14 protein-coding genes are annotated in these 19,833 nt (G+C 60.4%); 9 read left to right on the forward strand and 5 right to left on the reverse strand.

The window, feature by feature from the left end:
- Positions 1–3: 3 nt before the first annotated feature.
- Positions 4–213: a hypothetical protein gene (locus J2D73_RS09365; protein WP_207881326.1), complete on the reverse strand. Its 210-nt coding sequence runs from the start codon at positions 211–213 to the stop codon at positions 4–6.
- A complete protein-coding gene (locus J2D73_RS09370; RefSeq protein WP_207881327.1) occupies positions 210–920 on the reverse strand; it encodes a c-type cytochrome in 711 nt (236 codons plus the stop codon). The genes J2D73_RS09365 and J2D73_RS09370 overlap by 4 nt, the downstream gene beginning before the upstream one ends.
- A 594-nt stretch (positions 921–1,514) precedes the next feature.
- Between J2D73_RS09370 and J2D73_RS09375 the strand changes: the two genes are divergently transcribed.
- The 3 genes from J2D73_RS09375 to J2D73_RS09385 are packed head-to-tail and all read left to right on the forward strand — an operon-like array spanning position 1,515 to position 6,110.
- Positions 1,515–3,269 (forward strand): methanol/ethanol family PQQ-dependent dehydrogenase, encoded by a 1,755-nt coding sequence (locus J2D73_RS09375; RefSeq protein WP_207881328.1) that lies wholly within the window; start codon positions 1,515–1,517, stop codon positions 3,267–3,269.
- A 12-nt stretch (positions 3,270–3,281) separates the two neighbouring features.
- A complete protein-coding gene (locus J2D73_RS09380; RefSeq protein ID WP_207881329.1) occupies positions 3,282–4,466 on the forward strand; it encodes a c-type cytochrome in 1,185 nt (394 codons plus the stop codon).
- Between the two features lie 45 nt (positions 4,467–4,511).
- Positions 4,512–6,110, forward strand: a complete 1,599-nt coding sequence (locus tag J2D73_RS09385; protein ID WP_243429821.1) for a porin family protein — start codon at positions 4,512–4,514, stop codon at positions 6,108–6,110.
- Positions 6,111–6,154: 44 nt separating this feature from the next.
- Here the strand turns inward: J2D73_RS09385 and J2D73_RS09390 are convergent, their stop codons facing one another.
- On the reverse strand, positions 6,155–6,769 hold the full coding sequence (locus tag J2D73_RS09390; RefSeq protein ID WP_243429822.1) for a response regulator transcription factor: 615 nt from the start codon (positions 6,767–6,769) through the stop codon (positions 6,155–6,157).
- Positions 6,766–8,082, reverse strand: coding sequence for a HAMP domain-containing sensor histidine kinase (locus J2D73_RS09395; protein WP_207881330.1), 1,317 nt, complete (start codon positions 8,080–8,082; stop codon positions 6,766–6,768). Before J2D73_RS09395 ends, J2D73_RS09390 begins: the two co-directional genes overlap by 4 nt.
- Positions 8,083–8,238: 156 nt before the next feature.
- On the opposite strand from J2D73_RS09395, the gene J2D73_RS09400 reads away from it, so the two are divergent.
- On the forward strand, positions 8,239–10,602 hold the full coding sequence (locus tag J2D73_RS09400) for a TonB-dependent receptor (protein ID WP_207881331.1): 2,364 nt from the start codon (positions 8,239–8,241) through the stop codon (positions 10,600–10,602).
- 46 nt (positions 10,603–10,648) lie between these two features.
- Here J2D73_RS09400 and J2D73_RS09405 read toward each other — a convergent pair whose 3' ends face one another.
- On the reverse strand, positions 10,649–11,626 hold the full coding sequence (locus tag J2D73_RS09405; RefSeq protein WP_341535063.1) for a helix-turn-helix domain-containing protein: 978 nt from the start codon (positions 11,624–11,626) through the stop codon (positions 10,649–10,651).
- A 634-nt stretch (positions 11,627–12,260) separates the two neighbouring features.
- On the opposite strand from J2D73_RS09405, the gene J2D73_RS09410 reads away from it, so the two are divergent.
- The 5 genes from J2D73_RS09410 to holA all read left to right on the forward strand — a co-directional run bounded on the left by J2D73_RS09410 (position 12,261) and on the right by holA (position 19,570).
- Entirely contained in the window at positions 12,261–14,459 is a 2,199-nt protein-coding gene (locus J2D73_RS09410) for an AfsR/SARP family transcriptional regulator (RefSeq protein WP_207881332.1), read from the forward strand.
- A 62-nt stretch (positions 14,460–14,521) separates the two neighbouring features.
- Positions 14,522–15,037, forward strand: a complete 516-nt coding sequence (locus J2D73_RS09415) for a DUF3576 domain-containing protein (RefSeq protein WP_207881333.1) — start codon at positions 14,522–14,524, stop codon at positions 15,035–15,037.
- A 138-nt stretch (positions 15,038–15,175) separates the two neighbouring features.
- Positions 15,176–17,782, forward strand: coding sequence for a leucine--tRNA ligase (gene leuS / locus J2D73_RS09420; RefSeq protein WP_408736837.1), 2,607 nt, complete (start codon positions 15,176–15,178; stop codon positions 17,780–17,782).
- A 15-nt stretch (positions 17,783–17,797) separates the two neighbouring features.
- Positions 17,798–18,481 (forward strand): LPS assembly lipoprotein LptE, encoded by a 684-nt coding sequence (locus tag J2D73_RS09425; protein ID WP_243429823.1) that lies wholly within the window; start codon positions 17,798–17,800, stop codon positions 18,479–18,481.
- A 69-nt stretch (positions 18,482–18,550) separates the two neighbouring features.
- Positions 18,551–19,570 carry a DNA polymerase III subunit delta gene (gene holA / locus J2D73_RS09430; RefSeq protein WP_207881336.1) on the forward strand — a complete coding sequence of 340 codons (1,020 nt, stop codon included), beginning with the start codon at positions 18,551–18,553 and terminating at the stop codon, positions 19,568–19,570.
- Positions 19,571–19,833: the final 263 nt, after the last annotated feature.

Raw genomic sequence — 19,833 nt, forward strand, 5'->3', positions numbered from 1 at the left:
ACCCTACGCCCGGTGCAGGAAGATCAACGAAACCAGCACCCAGATAACCAGAATGCTGCTCAACACGACGCCAGCGACCACCCATGCGCCGACAGGACGCACCGCTTCCGGGCTCCAGTCCTGCGGGATGATCTGCGTCTCAGCGGAAGAGTGTTCCTGCATGGCCTCAACCTGTTCTTCGGGACCGCCTTTCGGCGTGATATCGACTGTCATTTCGCGACGCCCGGCGATTGCGGCAGCGTGTAAATGTAGGCGGCGAGCGCCTGTATCTCCTCGTCCGTCAAGCCGTGAACTTCCGACATCATCATCTTGCCCATCGGATCGCGGTCCTTTCCGGCCTTCCAGCCTGAAAGCTGCTGAACGACATAGGATGGCGACTGCCCGGCGATCGCCGGAAACATGGCGCCAAGCCCCTGCCCTGCCGGACCGTGGCAACCGGCGCACGGCATGACGTGCGCCGACATATTGCCTTTCTTGTAAAGATCATTTCCGTGCGCGATCTGCTCGGCGGACGTCGCGATCCGGGGCGCCTCCACCGCCGGAGCCTGCGCAGCGTAATAGGCCGCCACGTCATCGATTTGCTTTGGCGACAGCTGTTTCGCGTATTGCGTCATCCACGCACTGGGCCTCTGGCCTGATGCGAAGAACGTCAACTGCTGCTTGATGTAAGACGCCGCCACGCCGCCAATGCGTGGGATGGCAGCCTCGGCCTGCCCGGCCCCGCTCTCCAGATGACATGCCGCGCAGGCGGCGTGGCCCGCCAGCACGCCCTGCGTCGCTATCGCGCGTCCGGCCTCCACGTCCTGAGCCTCCGCGCGCGCAGACACACCTGCAGTGACCGCCATGGCGAGGCCCAGAGAAAATACAAGTCCGACGAGAGGACGTCCGCGACCGCGACCCTCGACGCGCAAACCAAACATACAGGTCTCCTGACAGGTCTTCCGGCGGCTGGCGCTCTTTGCGTTCTTCATTCTGCGCCGCCACTGAAGCTTTACGTCACCTTTCCGCCCTGTCACCGCGTCAGATCACGCTGACGCAGCCTACCTGTCGCAGAATCGCGACATCGGGAGCGAACACTCGCCGCATCATCGGGCAAAAAAGGGGTAAAAACAAGGTTATGGAACCAATCCGAAACGACCGAAACGGCTCAGCCCTGACCCACGTAGAAGCTTAAAAGAAGCGTTTGCCGCGCCGCAGAATGATTATGCCCGACAACTCCATCGCGTCACACGGCAAACCGTCGCAGATTTGCGACATATCGGCGCGCGTTCGAATTCCGGCGTGGTGACATATTCGTAACGTCACGGCACAGACAATCGGACGTGACAAGCAAAACAACGAAAATCCGTCACGCCTAGTCAACAGATTCCAGGAACGCCTGATCGCTCTCGCCGCTCCGCCCATGGCCATCGCTCCGGTACAGCGAGCCCCGGACACACGACGGAACGCCGCGATCGATCTCTCGTTCTAACTCATGGTTTCACTTACGAAACTTCCTCTCGGGAGATTTTGGAATGAAGGTCGCTCTTCGTAACGCCGCCGCGACAAGATCACGAAAGTCCATTCCGTCGCTGGCCCTCGGGGCCGCGCTGGCGTGCGCCACAGCGCTGTCCATCCCTTCGCACGCCAAGGCGGACGGAGACGCGGGACCCTATTCGCCCGTCACCACCAGCCGCCTCGCCAATGCGTCGAAGGACAATGGCTGGCTGATGTACCGCCGCGACTACACCAGCTCGGGCTATGCACCCTTCACCGACATCAATACCGGCAATGTCGCGCAACTGAAGCCCGTCTGGGACTACGAAACCGGGATCAAAACCGGACACGAAGCCCCGCCGATCATCAACGGCGACTATATGTTCGTCAGCACGCCCAAAAACCACCTGCTGGCTTTTCAGGCAAGCACCGGCAAGCTCCTGTGGAAATATGAGCGCGACCTCTCCGAAGTCGGGTTGAAGACGATCTGCTGCGACGTGGTGAACCGCGGCGTGGCGCTGTACGGCGATAACGTCTACATGGCCACGCTCGACAACCATGTGCTCGCGCTCGACGCCAAGACGGGGAAAATCGTCTGGGACGTTCAGCTTGAACCCGCCGATCTCGGCTACGCCATGACCCTCGCCCCGCTGGTGGTGAAGGGCAAGATCATGGTCGGCATCTCCGGCGGCGAATATGGCGGGCGCGGATTTATCGCGGCGCTCGACGCCAAGACCGGCAAGCAGGACTGGAAGACCTTCACTGTTCCGGAACCCGGCCAGCCCGGCGGCGACACCTGGCCGAAGGGCGCCTATACGACTGGCGGCGGCGCGACCTGGCTGACCGGCAGCTACGACGCCCAGACAGACTCCCTGATCTGGGGCGTCGGCAACCCGGGTCCGTGGCTCGCCACCTTGCGGCCGGGCGACAACCTCTATACCGACAGCGTCATCGCGCTGAACCCGGATAATGGCCATATCAAATGGCATTATCAGTACACGCCGCATGACACATGGGATTACGACGGCACCAACGAACCCGTTCTCGTCGACCTGACCTATGAAGGAAAGCCCTACAAGGCCCTTGTCAGCGCAAGCCGTAACGGCTGGTTCTACGCCATCGACCGTCAAAACGGAAAATTCATCTACGCAGAAAAATTCGCGCATGCGACTTCTGTTTCCGGATTCAAGGACGGCGTGGCGATCACCGATCCCGCGATGCGACCGGATATCGGCAAGGAAGTGTTCACCTGCCCAAGCTTCCTTGGCGGCAAGAACTGGTGGCCGATCGCGGTCGACCCGCAGAACCATCTGGCTTTCGTTCCAACCCTGCACACCTGCATGAAGATGAAGGGCAACCCGGTCTCTTATAAGGCTGGGCTGCCGTTCCTCGGCGAAAGCTTCAACGTCATGCACGATCCCGAGAATCCCGATCACTGGGGTTCGGTGCAGGCGATCGACCTGAACACTGGCAAGCGGGCCTGGTCGTTCGAATCCACCCTGCCCTGGAACGGCGGCATGCTCGCAACGGCGGGTGGGCTGGTGTTCTCCGGTAGCGCGGACGGCTATCTCTACGCTTTCGACGCCAAAACCGGCGACGTAAAATGGAAGAGTCCGAAAATGTCATCCGGCGTGATCGGCGTGCCTGCGACATGGAAGGTGGGCGACAAGCAGTACGTAGCCGTTTACGCGGGCTGGGGCGGCGGCGTGCCGATCTGGGGCGGCGATATGGCGAAGGACAAGGCGGTCCGCTCGATCCCGCTCGGCGGTCATCTCTACGTGTTCGGCCTCTAAGGAGTTGATTTCATGAATGCATTCAAAATCGCCGCCCTCGCCGCAACCCGCCTGACCTGCGTCGCCGCTCTCGGTATGGCCGCGGCCCCTCCGCACGCTGCGAACGCCGCCATTTCGGTATGTATCGACAAGTCCAGCCCGGCTCAGGCCATGGACCATCGCGTCATTGACGCGGTGGCCCAGGAGCAACACACGTCCGCGACTGTCGTGCCCTTCGACGGCAACGCCGGGGGCGACGATGACGGTTTCGACGTCAAAGAGTTTAAGAAACTTGCCTCGTCTCGTTGCGAACTCGTTCTCGGCTTCCCGGTCGAGGCGTCAAGCGGAGAGACGCCGGAAGGCACAAAGGCGACGACGCCTTACGGAGAAACCGGCTTCGTCCTTCTGACGCCGCGCCAGCACGACGCCAGCACGTTAGACAAGCTTCCGGCGGGCACCACGGTCGCCGTCACCTATCTGACACCGCCCAACCTGTATTTCGCAAAACACCCGAATATTCAGGCCGACATTCGCCCGGACGATGAACACACGCTTGCATCGCTTTTCCAGCACAAGGTGCAGGCGGCCATGATCTGGCGCGCAAGTGCGGTGTCCGCTCTTGCGGACAAGAATCACGCGCGGGATTACTGCATGCACGCGCTGAGCGAACCGTACTCCCGCTGGAACGTCGTCGCACTGTATGCGCCGCAGAACGAGCGCGCGGCTGCAGCGTTCATGAAAAGCGTCGCAGATCTCCAGAATGACGGGAAACTGGCCTCCCTGGTGCAGCCCTTCGCAACGGCGCCGCAAAAATCGGGGATTATTCTCGCCTCTGCCGACGCGCCGGCTCCGGCCGCCGCCGCAGCTCCGACTGGAGGAGACACCGCGCTCTACACGTCAGCCCAGGCGGACGCAGGCAAGAAGGAATACGCAGACAACTGCGCCCAATGCCACGGCGATAATCTCGAAGGCATGGCTGGCCCCGCGCTCAAGGGCAAAAACTTTGCCTCGCCCAAGGCCAACTTCCACGTCAGCGATATCTTCACGATCGTATCCCAGAACATGCCCGCCACCCAGCCGGGCAGCCTGACCCATGATCAGTACGTCAACATCATGGCGTTCCTGCTTCAGCAGAACGGAATGCCCGCCGGGTCGACCGCACTGACCTTCGACGCCGCAAAATCCTCCAAGACGCCTCTTGTCTACAAAGGCGACTGATCGTTACGACTCAAAAGCAACATGCAAAAAGAAAGAGTCCGTAAGATGCAGACAAGACACAGCATCCGACTGGGGCTGCTGCTCACAGTCGCTGCCGGATGCGCGGTCGCAACATCGCCCCGCGTCGCCCGCGCAGACGATTACAGCGACCTGCTCGACATTCTCCGTGCAAAAGGCAGCCTGACAGGTTCTGAATACAACACGCTGCTTGCTAAACATTTGCACAGAGGACAAGCATCGGAAGTCAGGAGCGCGACGCCCGTAAAAGGGCGTCGGACAGCGACTGCGAGGCACGGGACGACCACAGCGACGGTCGAAGATCCGGTCGTGTTCGAAGCGCAACGAGCCGCCGACGACGCCGCTCGAAGCGCTCGTTCAGCGCAGGAAGCGCTCGCCGAAACGCGCATGAGCATGAAAAGCGCCAGCGTCGTACGCGTCGCTCCGTACGTTCCAGGCAAGGGTTTGACGTTCTCCGCCGGTCCCGTCGACATCACATTATCGGGATTTATCAATGGCTTCTATAGCTATAATTCTCCTGGCGGCGGGCACGGCGTAGCCGGTGGCGTATCCACCGGGTCCAGCAAATTCGACCAGTCGGGCGTCCGTAACGGCCTGCTTCCTGCAGGTCTGATCCTGAAAGTCGCGACGACGCAATCGGGCATAGACCTTGCCGGCACGCTGGGCATGTATCCTGGCCTGAACAACGCCGCGAGCGGCGCCTTCAACGCTAATTCCGGCGGAAGCGCAGTCGGGCTCGGAACTCCTGGAATCGATTTCCGTCAGGTATTCATGACGGCAGGAACAAAGACTTTCGGAACCGTGAAAATAGGTCGCGACCTGGCGCTGTTCGGATCTGATGCGATTCTAAGCGACGCGACGTTGCTGAGCGTCGGCTCTACGGGCGGCACCGCTGCTCCCGGCAACACATCGCTCGGCCGTATCGGCGTCGGTTATGTCTACGCGGACTGGATCCCGCAGATTTCCTACGCTTCCCCCATTTACAAGGGCCTTCAGGGAACCATTGGCGTTTTTCAGCCTCTTGATGAATACAACTACGCAGGATCTGGACTTTCCGCGACATCGATTCACCACAGTTCGCCTATGGTGCAGGGGAAAGTCACTTACGATTTCACCGTCAACAAGCTGACGGGCCGAATCTGGTCCAGCTTCCTCGTGCAGCGCCAGCAAAGCCTGACCGGCAGCGACATCGACACGGGCGGACGCCCGCGTAGCGTCGTTGCGGAAGCTGGCGATATCGGAACGAAGCTGACATGGCGCGGCGCCCAGCTCGTCGCATACTACTACCGTGGCAGCGGCCTCGGGACGACAGGTCTGTTCTTCGACGGCGTGGCGACGAACGGACGCAAACGCGCGTCTGAAGGCTATTACGTTCAGTTTGGCTACAACTTCACGAAAAAATTCAAACTCGTCGGCAGCTACGGCGTGAGCAATCTCTACCGGGCTCCCGGTGATTATTCGCCCTCTCTTGTAAGGCGCAATGAGTCTGAGATCGGCGCAGGTTACTACGCATTGACTGACTGGCTGACGCTGGTTGCGGAATATGCGCATACGCGCTCCGCCGCGCGTGGTCCGTTCAAGGAAGACGACAGCACCATTTCCGCTGGCGCAGCCATCTTCTTTTGACGCTTCGGGTGATCGGGTCAGGAAGCCCGATCACCTTTTTTCTTTCAGTGCTCGGGTCTCGCCAACATCGCAAACCGCAACAGATCGGCGGTACTCGACACACCGAGTTTAGTCTTGATCAGGCTCATCGCATTTGCGACCGTCTTGTAACTGATGTCGACGCACGCGGCGATTTCGCTCAGTGTCTTTCCCTCAGAAAGCAGGCGTATCAGATCCAGATCACGAGCTGTGAGTTTCCCGAAATCACGACCGAGAACATCTGAATGCAGGGACAGTTGCTCCGCGATCGGCTTCTCGACGTAGATACGCCCCTCGGAAGCCTGCTTCACCGCGTGCAGCAACTCACTCGCATCGATATTTTTCGATATATACCCGCAAGCCCCCGCATCCAGTGCGCGGCGTGCGTAAATCGCCTCGGCATGCATGCTCAGCACCAGGCAGCGCAGTCCCATATCGCGCAATCGGGTCAGTAGCCATAAGCCGCCCGCTCCCGGAAGGCCCAAATCGACAATGACCAGTTCCGGGCGACAACGCCGAAGCCAGTCCAGGGCAGAGTTTTCATCTGAAGCTTCAAAGACCTGCGCGCCCAGAGACGCCGACAGTAATTGCGCAAGCCCTGCGCGCACCACCGCATGATCGTCGACCAGCAGTATTTTCATGGGTACGCTCCAGTCAGGGAAGTCACTCTATCGTCCGGCACTGACAATATCACAGTCCATCCGCTCTCCTGCCGGATTTCCAGACTTCCACCGATAATTTCCGCGCGACGCTTCATTCCGAGCAGACCAAAGCCTGTCGACGCCGCCTGAGCACTCCCGTCGTCGTGAATCACAAGCCGCACCATGGAACTCTCTTGCACGACCGACAGCGAGACCCTCTTCGGAGCGCCATGACGTATTGCGTTGCTCAAAGCCTCCTGAGCAACGTGCGCAAGGACGACCCGCGTCTCTTCGTTAAGACTTTCTATGTCGCACTGGATATTTGTATCGATTGCGACAGACGGCGCGACCGCCTTCCAGAAGAGTTTCATATCTTCCAACGCGATACGCAGCGGAACATCGCACGTCGGATTCCCATGGAGACGATCAAGCATTTCTCGCACAACCTGTTGCGCGGACCGGGTCGTCTCCTTCAGGGTTTTTATCTGGGCCGACGCGGTATCGATCCGCTCTCCGGCAAGCGAGTGCTCGATCGCCGCCGCGAACGTGTTTATGCCGAACAGGAGAGCTCCAACCTCGTCATGAAGATCGCGAGCGAACGCCGCGCGTTCTTCCTCCGCGATGCAGGCAAGCTGCTCCTGCAATCGGGCGTTTCGCTCGTTGGCATCACGCAAGGCCAGGGCCATGCGATTGAACGCCGCCGCCGCTATGGAGACCTCTCTTGGTCCACGCTCGGAAAGCACAATCCCTGTTTCGCCTTTTCCCAAACGCGACAAGCCAAATGTCAACGCGCCGAGTGGTTTCAGTCCGCGGGAAACAATAGCGCCGCAAAGCCCGGCCATAAGGGCCGAAAGCGCGCCAACGACCACGATTTCCTGTAGAAAATCCGACCATCGCTCCGCAGCCTCATTGGTGGGATCGGCGGACAGATTGACTGTGCGCCCATCACGTCCGACGGCGAGAAGAGCATCGGATATCTTCGGAGCGACAGTTCGTAAAAACCACGATGGAGGCGATGATGACGCAAGAGGGCCAGTCTCGCACAACACGCGCCCTTCCCGCGACACTACGCGCGCCGTCACATGACGATTGTCCCTGAATATCGCGCATACGGACTGCCCGTCCCTCTCATCCACCGACGCGGGCGGAAGGGCCGCAACCGAGTCACGCGCGCCGCGTAACGCAGACGACAACTCGACACGCACCGAATGGGTCGCCCGCAACATCGCAATCGCTGTGCCGAAACTGAAGCAGACGACGCTCGCGGAGACGACGGCCAACAGGAGCCTCTGACGGAGAGTCTGGATGGGCATACCACGTCGCTCCTGAGCTGCCAGATCGATCAATCGTTCACAATTGCGGTAAAATTCTGAGATTTTCTTCTTCATCGGGAATTATTCCCGTCGACATGCACTGTGCCGACTGATGAGATGCGAGGCAACCGATACAGAAAAACAAGAACGACGATCATGCTCTCGAACCTCTACCGACGCACCGAAACACGATGGGGATTGTTCGCGGTCTGCCTCGGCTGCCCTGCGGTCGCATTCGCGCAGACTGCGACAACGCCTACGACGTCCCCCGTCTATGCGCAGGATCCTGAAGACATCACCGTCATCGGCACGTCTCCCCTCCCCGGCTCCAGCATCGATCGCAACCGCCTGCCGGCACGCACATCCGTCCTGACCCAGAACTCTCTCTCAAACGAAGGGACGCCAGACCTTCTGCATGCTCTCGACACGCAGCTCGCGGGTGTAAGTCTGAACTATGCCTCTGGAAGCCCTTACCAGCCGACCGTCATGATGAACGGCTTCGAGGCGTCCCCGCTGCAGGGCGTGGCGCAGGGCGTGGCGGTTTACATGGACGGCATACGTTTCAATCAGGCGTTCGGCGACACGGTGAACTGGGACCTGATCCCTGATATGGCGATCAGCCGAGTTGCGGTCGAAGGCTCAAACCCGATGTTCGGTCTGAACGCACTCGGCGGCGCGCTGAACATCAACATGAAGAACGGGTTCAACACCCGGGCAGGCGGCGAAGCCGACATGTCCGGCGGATCGTTCGGAAAAATTCAGGCCGAAGGCGAATACGCCGGTCGCAGAGGAAACACAGCGTTCTACGTCGCTGCACGTGAAGTGCACGAAGATGGATGGCGTGACCTGCAAAGTTCCGACATCCAGTCTCTCTACGCGGATCTGGGCTGGAAGGACGAACGAACGGAAATCCACGGAAATCTGGATCTGGCTAACTCTGTTCTCAACGGTCCCGGAACTTCGCCAATCCAGTTGCTCCGCGCCGATCCCAAGGCGCAGTTCACGGCGCCGAACCTGATGGCGAACAAATTCATACAATTCGGCCTGAACGGCCGTCACGAATTCAGCCAGCATCTTTCGATCCAGGGCCAGGCTTTTTATTCTTATTTCCAGCAGCGCGTTCTGAACGGCAACGCCGCCAACGACACGCCATGCGACGATAGCGAAAACGCAGGTCTTCTCTGTTCCGACGACGACACACCTTCCAGGACCGTTGGTGGCGGGACCATACCGGATTTTCTGAATGGCGGAATGTATTCGGAAATGGATCAGCAGACGACGAACACCAATAGTTACGGCGCCTCGTTGCAGGAGACTTTCACCCATAATATTTTCGGATTCAAAAATCACGAAGTCGCCGGCGTAAGTTATAACGGCGCGCAGACCATGTTCTCCGCGACCAGCCTGATCGGCGGCCTTACGCCCTATACGCGCGTCTATTACGGCCCAGGCGTGGTCATCGACGAACCGGGCGACAATGTTCCGGTCCGCGTTTCCGTAAGCGACACCTATGTCGGCGCATTCGTGGCCGACACGATCGACATTACGCCGCGTCTCTCACTCACTGGCTCCGCACGTTATAACTTTGCTGAAATTAACCTGCATGATCAAAACGGCGGCGACCTTTCGGGCAACCACGCCTACGGTCGTGTCAACCCGGCCGCCGGCCTCAGCTATCGGTTGACGGACTGGGCGAACATCTACGGCGGCTACTCGGAAGCCAACCGGGCGCCCACGCCAGCAGAGCTGTCTTGCGCCGGACCAGAAAACTCCTGCAGTCTGGCGAATTTTTTCGTCGGGGACCCAGACCTGAAACAGGTCGTGGCACGCACTTACGAGGCCGGATTGCGCGGCAGGTTCCTGCTCAACAAAAAACATAACAGCCTGAGCTACGACTTCGGTTTGTTCCGCACAGACGCCGACAACGACATCGTCTTTATTAACAGCGAAACTCTCAATCGCGCATATTTCGCCAATATTGGCGGCACTCGCAGGCAGGGAGCTAAAGTCCATCTCTCGCTGCAACTTTCTCGGTGGTCAGCCTACCTGAACTACACATACACCAAGGCGACTTATAGAAGCAGCTTCACCGAGGACGCAGGCAGCAACCCCGCCGCAGACGCCGACGGAGACGTGACCGTGCGGCGCGGCAACCGACTGCCGGGCATTCCCAGCAGCAAGTTGACCGGCGGCGTAGATATGCGCATCACATCAATCTGGACGGCCGGGTTCGACTTCGATCTACAGTCAGGCCAGTATCTCTACGGAGACGAAGCAAATCTCAACTCGAAGCTGCCAGGCTTCTTCGTGCTGAATTTTCACACGGCTGTGCAGGTTCTTCCCCACCTGCAGGTGTTTGGAAGCATCGCGAACCTGACCAACCGTCGCTATTATACATACGGCACGTTCTCGCCCACCAGTTCGGTCTATCTGGCTCAGGCGCCGAATGCCACCAACCCCCGCAGCTATAGCCCATCTGCGCCCATCGGCGGCTTTGGCGGAATCCGTGTGACGTTCTGATATGACGGGAACACACCCTCTATGCAGGCCCTACGGGGCCGCAAGATCAGGGCGCTACGACACTCGTCGAAGAATGACGCTTGATCTTACGGTGCAGGGTCGCGCGACTGATTCCCAGCTCCCTTGCCGCTGCGGACACGTTACCGCCGCATCGCTTCAACATGCGTTGGATCGCAGCGTGAGCGGCGTGAGCGGGATTCTCATGTCCAGACACGGAAAGAAGGTCTGGCAGGGTGACACCGCTATCATTACAACATCGAAACATAACCCGCGCAGCCTTGTTCGCGCCAACAATCACCTCATCGTCATCAAGGGCGAACAACGCCTGCCCGTCGACCCCGAACGAAACTATCCGCCGCTCGGAGAACAACTCGCTGAACAGGCGTCGCTCGATGCGACGGGCTGCGTCCTCCACGACGAGCGACAACAGGGCTATGGCCCGCCCGTCGCTTTCCTGATCACAGATCGATATGTCGACGCCGCCAGCCACCCGCCCCTGCGGATCGTGAATGGGCGCCATCGTGCAACTGAGCGGCGTATTGCGCGTGTAAAAATGCTGATCGCGGTGAATCGTAAGGGCGCGATCTTCCGCCAGACAGGTTCCTATGCCGTTGGTGCCCTCATGCGCTTCGTCCCACAACATCGCAGGTGTCAAACCCCATCGCGCAAACGTATCTTCGTCTCCAACGTCACAACGCTTTTCGAGTGTGACGCCGTGTGGGTCCGTCAGGAGCACGCAGTATCCGGGGCGTCGAACGGCGAGGGCGAGTCGGTCGAGAACCGGCGCGCTGGCCAGCAACAATGCGGCGTTTCGATCTCTAACCTGATCAAACTCGACGCCCGAAAGCTGGTTGGGGGGTCTTTGGGTGTCAGGCTCAAGCCCATAGTGCCTCAGGGAGCGCATCCACGACGCCAGAAGAGCGGATCTGCCGGAGGCGGATTCGTCCCTCAGCGAGTTATAAATCCGCTCGGCGTGTGGAACCTCTTCCCGTCTAATGCTGTACGCGAGTGATTTGTCGATCACCACTCTACCCGCCCTGATTATTGTTTAGGCACTTTTTATTCTCGCCGTGACGGTACGCTCATACAAAAACCGAATGCAATCTTTCTGCGCATCACAATTCCGAGGGTCGGCTCCGCTGCCGAAAACGGCAAATCGGCTCAAAAGTTTCCGATCAAAATGGCAGATTGGAGGGCGCCACATCCCAATAAGCGTAAATGGATTTTTATTATACTGAATTTGCATAGAAAATTTCTATCGCCGCACGCAACGATGCGCGCGTAATCCTTTATATCGACATAAAAATCATGATCAGAGTCTCATGCAGCGCGGGCGTAGATACCAAAATTTACCCCCCGATAGGTTTCCATCAAGTAAAGACCCACACAACTAACTGCCAATGCTGCAGGGAGAACGTTTCAGGCGACCTCTCATCCGCACAGCTCAGGCGCTTAGTATTTTTATCAATTTCGGCTATCTTATGTCCTTAAGGCATGTTCATCTCTGCGAAACAATTTGGTCGTAAGTTTTACGATGAAAGTATGTAGCTAATTCTGGTTTGAAACTTTATTAGGCGCATTGGACAACAAGGAAACACTTCAGGCGCTGATCGAGTATTCGAGACATCGCTCGTGCGTTGGCGAAAAGGTATCTGTTCATGGCTTTGTTTGACCTGGCCAAACCGGGATTGCGTAAATCTGACGCGGCCATCCTCAGGGTCGAACTTCTGGGGGCTACTGCGGCCCACATGCTTGACGGAACGACCATCACTCCAACGGGCGCGAAAACCAGAGGGCTTCTGGCTATTCTGGCGATGTCTGATCGACGCCCGGTATCCCGACGCGCTCTGGCGAATCTTCTATGGAGCAGGCGCTCGGACGAGCAAGCGCGCGCTTCCCTTCGTCAGGAGATTCACCGGCTGGCCGATGCATTAAGCCCGCTCGGGGCAGATGTAATCGACGTCCAGCGCCACGCTCTGGCGCTCAAGCCAGTACTCACGACGGTCGACGTCGAGCGTTATCTGAATGCGACACCCCAAAATGTCCTCAAGCTGCCTGAAATCAGCGGAACGCTTCTCTCCGATCTCAGCAACGTGGACCCGGCCCTTGATGAGTGGCTGTCGCAGCAGCGCACCCGACTGCATCACCACCTTATCGCCACCTGCGAGCAGGCGATGCTCTATCAATCCGACCCGGAACTGCGCCTCACCGCCGCGACCCGGGTCCTGAAATTCGACCGACTGAACGAAAACGCGTGGAAAACGGTCCTGCGCGAACTGGCGCGGCGCGACGATGGCGGTAGCGCGCTGGTGGCCGCCGAAGAGTGTCTGTCTGCTTTTCGCGACGCCCTCGGCGCGGAGCCTGGCGCTGCGACCATGGCGATAATCTCAGAGCTGAAGGCCGCGCGCGGCGGCTCACCCCAGCCGCACCCCAGCCCGCTTGCGTCTGGCGCAAACGTCCCTTCGGCCAACGCTGACTCCACATTATCGCCCCCTACCCCTCCCTACATAGCTTCGATCGCCTTTACATCCGGGAAGCCTCGCCAAGACGGCGACGACATACGGGAGTTGTCTGAAGATATCGCGGAGTCGATAGCCACCGGCCTCGCCCAGTTTTCCCTTCTGGGCGTGGTGCCGCCCAGTGCGGACGAGGGGCCTGCGCCTCACGCGAACTCAACGAGGGAATCAAAGCGACAAGATACTTCCGACGCGGATTTCCTTGTCGAACACCGTTTACAGCCGGCGCCCGCAACCGCCAGCGCGCCCAGTGACATGCTTCGGCTGCTCGTGCGCGTGACCGACCGGCGACGAGGCGGCGTCATCGTTTGGGCGACGCGAGTCGATTTCCTCCAAAGCGCCATCGACTCCCACGTGAGCGGCATAGTCACGGAGATACTTTGGCGCGTCGCGTTGGCCGAGGCGAGAAGCGTGGCAAGCCGCAACGCCGACGAGTTGCAGCCTCTTCAAGCCGGACTCCGTGCGCTGGCGCTGATGACGAGAGGCGATCCCTCGGTTTACACCGAAGCCAGCAATCTGTTGCACTATGCGTTGATGCATGAACCAGACCACCCGTTTCTGCTGCTGGTGTCTGGCTTGACGTCTTTGCTTCAGTCTTGCGAGCAATGGGACACTATCCGTGAGCAGAGCATCGAGCGCGGTGTAGAAGTCACGCGCCGTCTGCTTCAGGTTGCGCCTGACAGCGTTGGCGGCAAAATGCTTCTTGGCCGTCTGCTCCTGACTATGCCCAAGGAACAGACTTATGGGGTAGCGCTACTCGAAGAACTGGCGGCAAAAGCTGCTGGCGTCGATCTGGTCGCTATCGGCGAAGCCTATCGGCGCCTGACGCAGGGGCAGTTCACCGAAGCGTTCGACGTCATGGCCGCGTTTCAGACCCGCCATGCGACCCATCCGTTCACCGAACTCATTGACAGCGACATTCTGCTGATCGACCTGTTGGCTGGGCGCTTCCAGGAAGCCGCGTCCTGGGCACGAGCGCGTTTGAGCGTTACACCGACGCGAACGTCGCTCCTGTTATTGCACCTTGCTGCGCTCGCGCGCCTCAACGCGGCTGTCGGAGCCTCGGATTCTGGGGAGATGCAAGACGTCATGGAACGCCTGTTCCTTATCAAACCGGATATCTGCATAAATGCAGCGGTCAGACGATACACGCATCTGCCTGAGGCGGCTCGCGGCTTTCTGAAAGAAGCCCTTCAGGGCAGCGGCCTCCCGATGGGCCTAGATCTGCCCGGACTGACTCAATCGGATGCGGCCGACTCCAGGGTGCTTGGCGGCGTGACGGCTACAGGATATGAAGGCCCCTCACAGGCTGGCGCCGTCGTGCCTCAACAGATGCGGTAAGTTCCCTCGCAGACGAGGCGGTGACGCTTGGCAAGTCAGGCTACAGGAGTCGCAGCATCACCATGCCCACCACCCGGACGCTTTCGACCAGGATCACCGACCTTTCTCGACTCCTGATCGCAGGCGCGGCTGCGCTCGCGCTGCCATTGGCGGGCTGCTCACAGGGCGACAAGGCCAGCGATTTGACCGCGCCCCGCAATCACCTGCTGAGCGAAGACCGCGGCGCCACCGGCGGCGACGATCAGCTTGGCGGTGGAGTGAACGCCTATCTCTGGCGCGGTGCGCTCGATACGCTGTCGTTCATGCCGATTTCCTCAGCTGACGCCGTAGGCGGGTTCATTCTCACCGACTGGTACGCCCCTCCCGGCGCGCATGGCGAACGTTTCAAGATCACCGCCTATGTTCTGGACAAGCGCCTGCGCTCCGATGCGTTGCGCGTCAGCGTGTTCCGGCAGATATTTCAGGACGGCGCGTGGACCGACACTCCGGCGGCAGCGAACACCGCTTCCGACATCACGTCGAAAATCCTTGCCCGCGCGCGCCAGCTGCGCGCTGCGAACGGCGGCCACGACGACTGACGTCCGAGCGTGACGGCTTAATTCAGGCGTCGTTCGAATTTTCTTACTGCGCGATCGCGTATCGCCCGACACAATGCCGCTCAAGTCTACGCTTGTCGGCCTCGCCCTCTGGACTGATTGCTCATGACTGCCCACGACATGCCTGCGACCTATGACTTCCACACTGTGGAGCCGCGCTGGCAGGCGCGATGGGAAAGCGACGGGGTCTTTGCAGTTCCCGATACGCCTCCGGCCGACAAGCCCAAATACTATGTGCTCGAGATGTTCCCCTACCCGTCGGGCCAGCTCCACATGGGGCATGTCCGCAACTATGCGCTCGGCGACGTCGTGGCGCGCTACAAACGCGCCCGCGGGTACGCCGTTCTGCATCCCATGGGCTGGGACGCCTTTGGACTTCCGGCCGAGAATGCGGCGCGGGAACGCGGGGTCCATCCTCGACAATGGACGCTCGACAACATCGCCGCCATGCGCGGGACGCTGCAACGGCTGGGCTTCTCGCTGAACTGGGATCGCGAGATCGCCACCTGCCTGCCGGAATATTATGGCAAGCAGCAGAAACTGTTCCTGGATTTCCTGGCGGCAGGCCTTGTCGATCGTCGCGAGTCCTGGGTCAACTGGGACCCCGTGGACGAAACGGTGCTGGCGAACGAGCAGGTGATCGACGGCAAGGGCTGGCGTTCCGGCGCGCCGATCGAGAAGAAGCAGCTTTCCCAGTGGTTCATGCGCATCACGAAGTTCGCACCCGACCTTCTTGATGGCCTGAACTCTCTCGACCGCTGGCCCGAGCGCGTTCGGCTGATGCAGGAGCGCTGGATCGGTCGATCCGAGGGCGCGCGCCTGCGCTTCTCCCTTGCCCAGCCTCCGGCGGGTTTCGACGAAAATCTTGATTCGGTGGAAGTCTTCACGACCCGCCCCGAAACCCTCTTCGGCATGTCCTTTCTCGCGCTCGCGCCCGATCACCCGCTCGCCGCCAAGGTGGCCGAGCGCAATGTCGCCGCAGCCGACTTCATCGCTGAATGCCGCCGCCTCGGAACCTCGGTCGAAGCCGTTGAAAAGGCGGAGAAACGCGGTTTCGACACAGGCCTGCGCGTACGCCATCCCTTCCTGCCGGACCAGAGCTTCCCCGTCTGGATCGCGAATTTCGTGTTGATGGACTATGGCTCAGGCGCCCTGTTCGGCTGTCCCTGCGGCGATCAGCGCGATTATGATTTCGCCCGCAAATACGACCTGCCCATCCCACTCGTGATCCTGCCACCTGGTGAAAACGCGAACGACTGGACAGCGGACAAGGGCCCCTGGACGGGAGAAGGCTCGCTGATCAATTCAGGCTTCCTCGACGGTCTGAGCTGTGAAGCCGGGCGGACGGAAGCAATCGCACGCCTCGAAGGCCTCGGCGTTGGAACGGGCGTAGTCAACTGGCGTCTGCGCGACTGGGGCGTTTCGCGTCAGCGTTACTGGGGTTGCCCCATCCCGGTCATTCACTGTGCGGGTTGCGGCCCGGTCCCCGTTCCCGACGAACAGCTGCCGGTAGTTCTGCCAGAGGACGTCACGTTCGATCGTCCTGGCAATCCGCTTGACCATCACCCGACATGGAAACACGTCGCCTGCCCGAAATGTGGCAAGCCCGCGACGCGCGAAACCGACACTTTCGATACGTTCGTCGACAGTTCCTGGTATTTCGCACGCTTCACAGCACCGCACGCCGCGACCCCGACCGTCCGATCGGCTGCGGACGGCTGGCTCGCCGTGGACCAGTATATCGGCGGTATCGAGCACGCGATCCTGCACTTGCTCTACGCGCGCTTCTTTACCCGCGCCATGCGAGAGACCGGACATCTGGACGTTAGCGAGCCATTCGCCGGACTGTTCACTCAAGGCATGGTCAATCACGAAAGCTATCGGGACGCCAAGGGCGGCTGGCTCTACCCGGAGGAAGTGCGCCGCACGGGCGCGGGCGCATTCCACGCTGAGACCGGAGAAGAGATCACGGTCGGCCGCGTAGAGAAGATGTCGAAATCGAAGCGCAACACCGTCGCGCCAGTTTCGATCATCGAACGCTTCGGCGCTGACACCGCACGGTGGTTCGTCCTGTCCGACAGCCCGCCCGAACGCGACATGGAGTGGACCGAAGCTGGCGTCGCAGGCGCCGCAAGGTTCGTCCAGCGCCTCTATCGCATTGTCCGCGCCGTCGCTACTGCGTGCCCCGCCGACGCGCCGGAACAGACCGGAGAGATCCCTGCGGCTGTGGACGCGCTACGCCGCGCTACACATCGGACGATCGCCGCAGTGACCGAAGCGCTCGAAGCCTTCACGGTCAACGTGGCCGTCGCCCGCCTGCACGAACTGACCTCCGCGCTGGCCGAAGCCGAACGCGCGGCTGACGAGCCCGGCATGGCCTTCGCCCGCCGCGAAGCCGCGCTCACGCTGGCCCTTCTCTGCGCTCCAATGACGCCACATCTTGGCGAGGAGCTGCTATCGCTGCTTGAGCCGAACGCCGCTCTCGCCGCCCAGCGCCCATGGCCTACGCCTGAGCCTGCGTTGCTGGCCGTTACCCAGATCAAGCTCGCGGTGCAGATCATGGGCAAGCTGCGCGGAACCATCGACGCGGAACCGGACGAGGATGGAGCCGCCGTGCTGGCGCGCGCCGAAGCGGAGCCCAACGTGGCGCGGTTGCTGGAAGGCAAGAAGATCGTGAAGCGTATCCACGTTCCGAATCGGATCGTGAATTTCGTGGTGGCGGGTTAACCGATGGCTGGCCGCATGAGATCGAGAGCATTGACCGCGCTGATCCTCGGCGCCGCCAGTCTCCCGCTCCCGGCGTGCGGCTTTCATCCGCTCTACGAGACTTCTGCGGGTCATATCGACGTGCAGGAGAAGCTCAAGCAGATTTATGTCGCCGGTATTCCCGACCGGTTCGGGCAAGTACTGCGTCTGGCCCTTCAGCAACAGATGAGCGGCGCCGGACCAGAGAACCCCACCGGCTACACGCTCAAAGCCAACGGCTACGTTTCGCAAGAATCCATCGACATCCACTCTGACAATACATCTGGTCGTGTACGCGCTACGGGCCATGCGCATTGGCAACTCTGGACCGTCGGCCTGGCGCCGAAGTTCCTCGCCGAGGGCGACGCCACCACGCTCGATGGCATGAACAACACCTTCGAAGAATATTTCGCCCAGAGCCTGAATACGGAAACACTGCAGAACCGTGTCGCCAGAACGCTGGCTGACATCGTGACGCAGCAGGTCGCCATATGGTTCGAAACCCACGCCCCTGCGCCCATCGCTCAGAAACGTCGGCCCGTCTACTATCAAATGCCGAACGCGATCCCGAATTCCAGCCAGCAGCAACCCGTTCAAGGCGTCGGCGAAGACGGCCTGCCTGCACTTGCGACGGGGCGTAACGATCCGAACGCGGACGAGAACGACCCTGACATGCAATGACCCGCGCGCAGGCGGTCGGCCCGGATCAACGAAGCGACGCGACCACAGAGTTCGCTGGAGGTCCGCCGCATGGTAAAGATTGACGCTCGCGCACTTGGCAGGGTCCTTCACTCCCCTTCTGACTGGCGCGTCATACTGCTTCATGGCGAGGATGCCGGGCTGATACGCGAATACGCGGCGAACATGACGCGCGCCGTCGCCGGTTCGCTCGACGATCCGTTTCGTGTCGCCACGCTCTCCAAAGAGAGCCACGAACGGCTCGAGGAAGAAGCGACCGCCCTGTCCCTGGATGGGGGACGCCGCGTCGTTTGGGTTCGGGATGCGACAGACGCTCTGGCGGCTCCTCTCGGCAACCTGCTTGAGGCGACCGCAGAGAGCCTGATCATCGTCGAAGGCGGGGTCCTCGCTGCGCGCTCGAAGCTGCGCGCCCTGGTGGAAAACGCGCCGAACGGGGCCTCCATTGGTTGCTACCCCGAAGAAGGGCGCGCCCTTGAGGCCTCCGTGTCACGGATGTTTCAGGAACAGGGAGTCGCAATCGACGGGGACGCTCTGGCGTGGCTCACAGCGCATCTCGGCCCTGATCGCGTCAGCGTGCGCGGTGAGGTCGAGAAACTGACGCTCTACGCCGGAGCAGAACGCACACTCTCGCTGCACGACGTGCAGCAATGCGCTGGGGACTCTGGCTCATCTTCCATGGAGGACGCGGTTTTCGCCGCTATTGAAGGCGACCGCGCCGGTTCCGATTTCGCGCTCGAGCGCGCGTTGGAAGAAGGCGCAAGCCCGGTCGCCATAGCACGCGTTATGCTCTCGCATATCGGACGGCTTCGTTTGGTCCGAGCCACGATGGAGCAAGGCCGCAATCGCGCCGACGCCATAAAGACGCTACGACCTCCGGTGTTTTTCAAACGCGCCCCCAGCTTCAACCGAGCTCTCGAAGTCTGGTCTCTGGACGGACTGTCTGAAATCGCGCGCCGAACGCAGGAATTCGAACTTTCCTGCAAGCAGACCGGCGCGATGGACACGCTTCTGTGCCGCCGCCATCTCGCGGCCGTCGCCGCCCGGGCGGCCAGCGGAGCACGTCGCCGCTGAAATCTTCCGTGTTCAGGAAGAGTGGTTTGAACGAACCCGCACAAGGGGAAAAGCAATAGCCTCGACCGCTTCGCATAAGCGGCGTTTGGCCAGAATGCAGGAAAGCTGCTCAGTTCCGATCATAAATGTCTCGGTTTCAGCACGACATTTGAATGCGTGTAAACCCGCCCCTCCAGCCACGGACATGGGTATTTCGTTCCCACCCAGAACGGGTTTACCCCGCCTGCCGCCACCCACCCGACTCAGGGAGACGGTTTTCGAAA

The organism is Acetobacter sacchari (assembly GCF_017377715.1).
GTDB lineage: Bacteria > Pseudomonadota > Alphaproteobacteria > Acetobacterales > Acetobacteraceae > Acetobacter > Acetobacter sacchari.

What these genes read in the sequence shown, in the direction of transcription:
- J2D73_RS09385 (WP_243429821.1), top strand. Translation starts at nt 4,512, where the DNA reads ATGCAGACAAGACACAGCATCCGACTGGGGCTGCTGCTCACAGTCGCT.
- J2D73_RS09380 (WP_207881329.1), top strand. Translation starts at nt 3,282, where the DNA reads ATGAATGCATTCAAAATCGCCGCCCTCGCCGCAACCCGCCTGACCTGC.
- J2D73_RS09375 (WP_207881328.1), top strand. Translation starts at nt 1,515, where the DNA reads ATGAAGGTCGCTCTTCGTAACGCCGCCGCGACAAGATCACGAAAGTCC.
- J2D73_RS09395 (WP_207881330.1), bottom strand. Translation starts at nt 8,082, where the DNA reads ATGCCCATCCAGACTCTCCGTCAGAGGCTCCTGTTGGCCGTCGTCTCC.
- J2D73_RS09410 (WP_207881332.1), top strand. Translation starts at nt 12,261, where the DNA reads ATGGCTTTGTTTGACCTGGCCAAACCGGGATTGCGTAAATCTGACGCG.
- holA (WP_207881336.1), top strand. Translation starts at nt 18,551, where the DNA reads ATGGTAAAGATTGACGCTCGCGCACTTGGCAGGGTCCTTCACTCCCCT.
- J2D73_RS09425 (WP_243429823.1), top strand. Translation starts at nt 17,798, where the DNA reads ATGAGATCGAGAGCATTGACCGCGCTGATCCTCGGCGCCGCCAGTCTC.
- leuS (WP_408736837.1), top strand. Translation starts at nt 15,176, where the DNA reads ATGCCTGCGACCTATGACTTCCACACTGTGGAGCCGCGCTGGCAGGCG.
- J2D73_RS09365 (WP_207881326.1), bottom strand. Translation starts at nt 213, where the DNA reads ATGACAGTCGATATCACGCCGAAAGGCGGTCCCGAAGAACAGGTTGAG.
- J2D73_RS09390 (WP_243429822.1), bottom strand. Translation starts at nt 6,769, where the DNA reads ATGAAAATACTGCTGGTCGACGATCATGCGGTGGTGCGCGCAGGGCTT.
- J2D73_RS09415 (WP_207881333.1), top strand. Translation starts at nt 14,522, where the DNA reads ATGCCCACCACCCGGACGCTTTCGACCAGGATCACCGACCTTTCTCGA.
- J2D73_RS09370 (WP_207881327.1), bottom strand. Translation starts at nt 920, where the DNA reads ATGTTTGGTTTGCGCGTCGAGGGTCGCGGTCGCGGACGTCCTCTCGTC.
- J2D73_RS09400 (WP_207881331.1), top strand. Translation starts at nt 8,239, where the DNA reads ATGCTCTCGAACCTCTACCGACGCACCGAAACACGATGGGGATTGTTC.